At 70.5% G+C, this 3989-nt stretch carries 6 protein-coding genes; 2 read left to right on the top strand and 4 right to left on the bottom strand.

Annotated features, from left to right (window positions below):
• Positions 1–602 (top strand): outer membrane lipoprotein chaperone LolA (gene lolA, locus VLK66_RS12865; RefSeq protein ID WP_325309829.1); only part of this gene is annotated, 602 nt, incomplete at its 5' end.
• Positions 603–693: 91 nt separating this feature from the next.
• Here lolA and VLK66_RS12870 read toward each other — a convergent pair.
• On the bottom strand, positions 694–1140 hold the full coding sequence (locus tag VLK66_RS12870; protein ID WP_325309830.1) for a response regulator: 447 nt from the start codon (positions 1138–1140) through the stop codon (positions 694–696).
• A 213-nt stretch (positions 1141–1353) separates the two neighbouring features.
• Here VLK66_RS12870 and VLK66_RS12875 point away from each other — a divergent pair, with 213 nt between their 5' ends.
• The gene (locus VLK66_RS12875; protein ID WP_325309831.1) at positions 1354–1773 is read left to right on the top strand and encodes a 6-carboxytetrahydropterin synthase; all 420 of its coding nucleotides are present in this window, start codon (positions 1354–1356) and stop codon (positions 1771–1773) included.
• A 177-nt stretch (positions 1774–1950) separates the two neighbouring features.
• Here the strand turns inward: VLK66_RS12875 and VLK66_RS12880 are convergent, their stop codons facing one another.
• The 3 genes from VLK66_RS12880 to VLK66_RS12890 form a co-directional block, all read right to left on the bottom strand.
• Positions 1951–2733 carry a glycosyltransferase family 2 protein gene (locus VLK66_RS12880; RefSeq protein ID WP_325309832.1) on the bottom strand — a complete coding sequence of 261 codons (783 nt, stop codon included), beginning with the start codon at positions 2731–2733 and terminating at the stop codon, positions 1951–1953.
• Positions 2730–3473 carry a class I SAM-dependent methyltransferase gene (locus tag VLK66_RS12885; RefSeq protein WP_325309833.1) on the bottom strand — a complete coding sequence of 248 codons (744 nt, stop codon included), beginning with the start codon at positions 3471–3473 and terminating at the stop codon, positions 2730–2732. Before VLK66_RS12885 ends, VLK66_RS12880 begins: the two co-directional genes overlap by 4 nt.
• Before the next feature lie 190 nt (positions 3474–3663).
• A partial coding sequence (locus tag VLK66_RS12890) for a type IV pilin protein (protein ID WP_414676475.1) occupies positions 3664–3989 on the bottom strand: 326 nt, incomplete at its 5' end.

Here is a 3989-nt window from a genome sequence, read left to right on the forward strand (position 1 = left end):
CGGCGGCTCGGAGTTCCGATCGCGCGGCGGAGATCCTGACGCGGGTGGAGCAGGCGGCGAACGGCATCCGCTCGCTGGAGGCGGACTTCACGCAGACGCTGAACGTGCCGCTGCTGGGCAGCAACCAGCGCAGCGCGGGCAAGCTGTACCAGCGCAAGCCCGACCGCTTCCTGATGCGCTTCAGCGAGCCGGCGGGTGACGTGATGGTGGCCGACGGGCGGCACTTCTGGATCTACTACCCCAGCTCGGACCGCACCCAGGTGCTGCGCACCAGCATCGCCGAGGGCGGCGAGCAGGCCGACTTCCAGCGCCAGTTCCTGAGCAACGCCACCGAGCGCTTCGTGGCCACGCTGAACGGCGAGGAAACCGTGGCCGGGCGCCCCACCTGGGCGCTCACGCTGGTGCCGAAGCGCGAATCGCCGTACAAGGTGATCCGTATCTGGGTGGACAAGCAGGACAACCTGGTGCGCCGCTTCGAGATGACCGAGGAGAACAACTCGGTGCGCCGCGTGGAGCTGCGCAACCTGAAGGTGAACCAGCCCGTCGCCGACGCGCTCTTCACCTTCACCCCGCCCGCCGGCACGCACGTCTTCGAGCAGTAGTCGCGTGGCGCGATGCCAGACGAATCGAGAAAGCCCCCGTCCGGGTCAAACCGGGCGGGGGCTTTTTCGACGGCGATCGGCGTGGAGCGAATCAGCTCGGCCGGCCGGAGGCGAGCCACACCTTCAGGCGCTCCAGGAAGGCGCGGATGTCCAGCGGCTTCACGGCCAGGTCGCTGCACCCCGCCGCCAGCACCGCCTCGCGCGCGCCCTCCATGGCCGTGATGGCGATGATGGGAACCTCGCGGAACGCCTCGTCGGCGCGCAGAGTGCGCGTGGCCTGGAAGCCGTCCACGATGGGCATCATCATGTCCATCAGGATCAGGTCCGGCTGGTGCGCCCGCGCCACTTCCACCGCCTCGACCCCGTTCGTCGCCACCACCACGCGGTAGCCCAGCGCGTCCAGCAGCGTGCGCAGCGCGTCGCGGCTGTCCTCGTGGTCCTCGGCGATCAGCACCACGGGCGCGGTCGCGGGGTCCAGGCGGGCAGGCACGTACGTGCTCAGGTGCGGGGCGCGCGCGTCGCGCGAATCGGAACGCACGGAAGTCTCTACTGCCGGGGCGGTCGCAAGCATGGAGTGAGGGTACCGGGGGAACCAGCCGAAGCGGAACCGCGGACGTCACGGCTCCGGTTACGCAAGGAGCATACCCGGCACGGTACCAGAGCGCCCTTGCGCGCGCGGCCCGCAGCCTGTCCCGCCGCGGCCCCGTTGCTTATGATCCCCTCCCGGTTCCGCCTTTCCGCCAGGTGCCCCATGCCCGTGATGCAGCTCACCCGCAAGCTCCGCTTCAGCGCCGCGCACCGCTACCACCGCCCGGAGTGGAGCGAGGAGCGCAACCGCGAGGTCTTCGGCCCCTGCGCCAACCCGCACGGCCACGGCCACGACTACCTGCTCGAGGCCACCGTGGCCGGCGAGGTGGACCCCGTCACCGGCTTTTCCGTGGACCTCGGCGCGCTGGACCGCATCCTCCACGAAGAGGTCACCATCCCCCTCGACCACCAGCACCTGAACCACACGGTCCCCGAGTTCGCGCCGGGCGGCCGGATCCCCACCACCGAGAACATCCTCCTCCTCATCTGGCGGCGCGTGGCCCCGCGGCTGGCCCCCGCGCGCCTGGTCCGCCTGCGCCTGCACGAGAACCCCGACTTCTACGTCGACTACACGGGGGATTAGAAGAAGCGGATGGATCACACGGAGGGAACGGAGGAAACGGAGGGAGACTGAACGCGCACCAGTCTCTCTCCGTTTCCTCCGTGTGAGATCCGGTGAGCTGGATAGAAGAAAAACGCGGAGAACGCGGGGAGTCACTCCGCGTCTCCGCGTCTCCGCGTGAGATCCAGCGATGTTGGGTCAGCGCGCCGACGCCTGTGGCGCCTGCGCGTCCGGCAGCGCGGATGCCTCGGAAGATGCACGGATCTCCGCCGCCTGAGGCACGCGCCCGGAGAACAGGTTGGCGCGGGCGATGTGCCAGAACGCCGCGAAGCCGTCCCGCCACCCGATCTTCTTCCCCTCGGCGTACGTCCGGCCGGCGTAGCTGATCGGCACCTCGTAGACGCGCGCGCGGGACCTGGCCAGCAGCGCCGTCAGCTCCGGCTCGATCCCGAACCGCCGCGACCGCAGCGGAAGCCGCTTCATCAGGTCCGCGCGGACCATCTTGTAGCAGGTTTCCATGTCGGTCAGGTTCAGGTCCGTGAGCATGTTGCTGAGCAGCGTCAGCACGCCGTTGCCCACGCGGTGCCAGAAGTACATCACCCGCCGCGGGCTTCCGGTGAAGCGGCTGCCGAACACCGCGTCGGCCCGCCCGTCGGCGATCGGCTCCAGCAGCCGGGGGAGGTCGAACGGGTCGTACTCCAGGTCCGCGTCGTGGATCACGATCACGTCGCCGGTGGCGCGCTGGATCCCCGCGCGGACGGCGGCGCCCTTCCCCCCGTTGCGCGGCTGGACGAGCAGCGCGTCCACCATTCCCTCGCGCAGGAGCGCCTCCAGCACGGCGCGGCTGCCGTCGGTGCTGGCGTCGTCCACGCAGATCACCTCCAGCTTCAGCGGCACGGCGCGCAGCCGCTCCACCGAGGCGCGCACCAGGCGCTCCTCGTTGTAGACCGGCACCACCACCGACAGGGTCAGGCCGCTCATCTCCCCCTTCCGTCGTTCCCGGGCTTTTGCGCCACCGCCAGCAGGCTCTGCCCCAGCGGCGGGCTCCACCGGCGCTCCACGGCACGCACCCAGGGAATCACCCAGCGGTCGTACAGCCGTGCGTCGCGCGCGCTCACCGTCGTCTTCCGCAGCACCTTCCCGCTGAGCCACCACGCGGCCACGCCGGGAAGGTTCACGTACGCCACCTCGCGCGCCTCCAGCCCCGCCTCGGCCAGCCGCGCGCGCAGCACGGGCCGCGTGTAGCGCCGGAAGTGCTCGAAGGCGCGGTCCAGCGTGCCGAACAGCGCGGGAAGGGCGGGAACGAAGAGGAGAAGATGGCCGCCCGGCGCCAGCGCCCGCGCCACGTGGCGCAGGAAGGCCGCGTCGTCCCGCACGTGCTCCAGCACGTTCACGGCGACCACCGAGTCCGCCGCCGCCGCGGGGAGCGATCCGTCCAGGTAGCCCCGGACGGGCGCGACGCGATCGTCGTCCGCGAAGTGGCGGGCGAGGTGGGGATAGTTGTTCGCCGCGGGCTCGATCGCCGTCACCGCCGCGTCAGGGCTGCGCGCCAGGAGGTGGTCGGTGAAGGTGCCGATCCCCGCGCCCACCTCCACGATGCGGCGGCCGAGATACGGGGCGAAGCGCTCCGAGATCCACCCGTAGTAGTTGCGCGCCCCCGCCAGCGCGTCCAGCTCGTCGCCGGAGTAGGTGAAGGCGGGCACCGCCGCGTGCGCGCTCACCGGGGCGTCCCTCCGGGCTTCATCCTCTCGTTTCTCCGCTGTCCTGGCATTCCCGCTTCCGGTCGAAGTCTCTCTCATGGCGCCGCGCCGCGCTTGAAAGTACGCGGATGGGCTCGCCGCGCGGAAGTAGGTAGAAACGAAAAGGAGCCGGAGGCAAGGCCTCCGGCTCCCGGGTCCAGCCGAGCGTGGATCAGCAGTTGTCGATCACGCCGGTGGTGAAGTTGATCGCGCGGCTGTTGTGCGTGGCGGTCGCCGGGCTCTTGGCCAGGCAGGCGCCGTCCGCGATGCTCGCGTCGCCGGCCCACGTGTAGTTCTTGAGCGTGGTGGGCGCCTCGAAGCCGACCTTCTCCAGGTCCGTCACGGCGGTGGCGTACGCGCCGTTCTGGGCCTTGTAGGTCTGCTGCAGCGTGTACACCTGCTTCAGGATGCCGTCGGCCTCCTTCTCCTTGGCGCGGTCCGACGCCTTCGAGAAGCGGGGGATGGCGAGGGCGGCCAGGATGCCGATGATCACGACCA

The organism is Longimicrobium sp. (genome assembly GCF_035474595.1).
GTDB lineage: Bacteria > Gemmatimonadota > Gemmatimonadetes > Longimicrobiales > Longimicrobiaceae > Longimicrobium.

Coding starts and splice junctions, on each gene's coding strand:
- VLK66_RS12875 (WP_325309831.1), top strand. CDS start 1,354: ATGCCCGTGATGCAGCTCACCCGCAAGCTCCGCTTCAGCGCCGCGCAC.
- VLK66_RS12880 (WP_325309832.1), bottom strand. CDS start 2,733: ATGAGCGGCCTGACCCTGTCGGTGGTGGTGCCGGTCTACAACGAGGAG.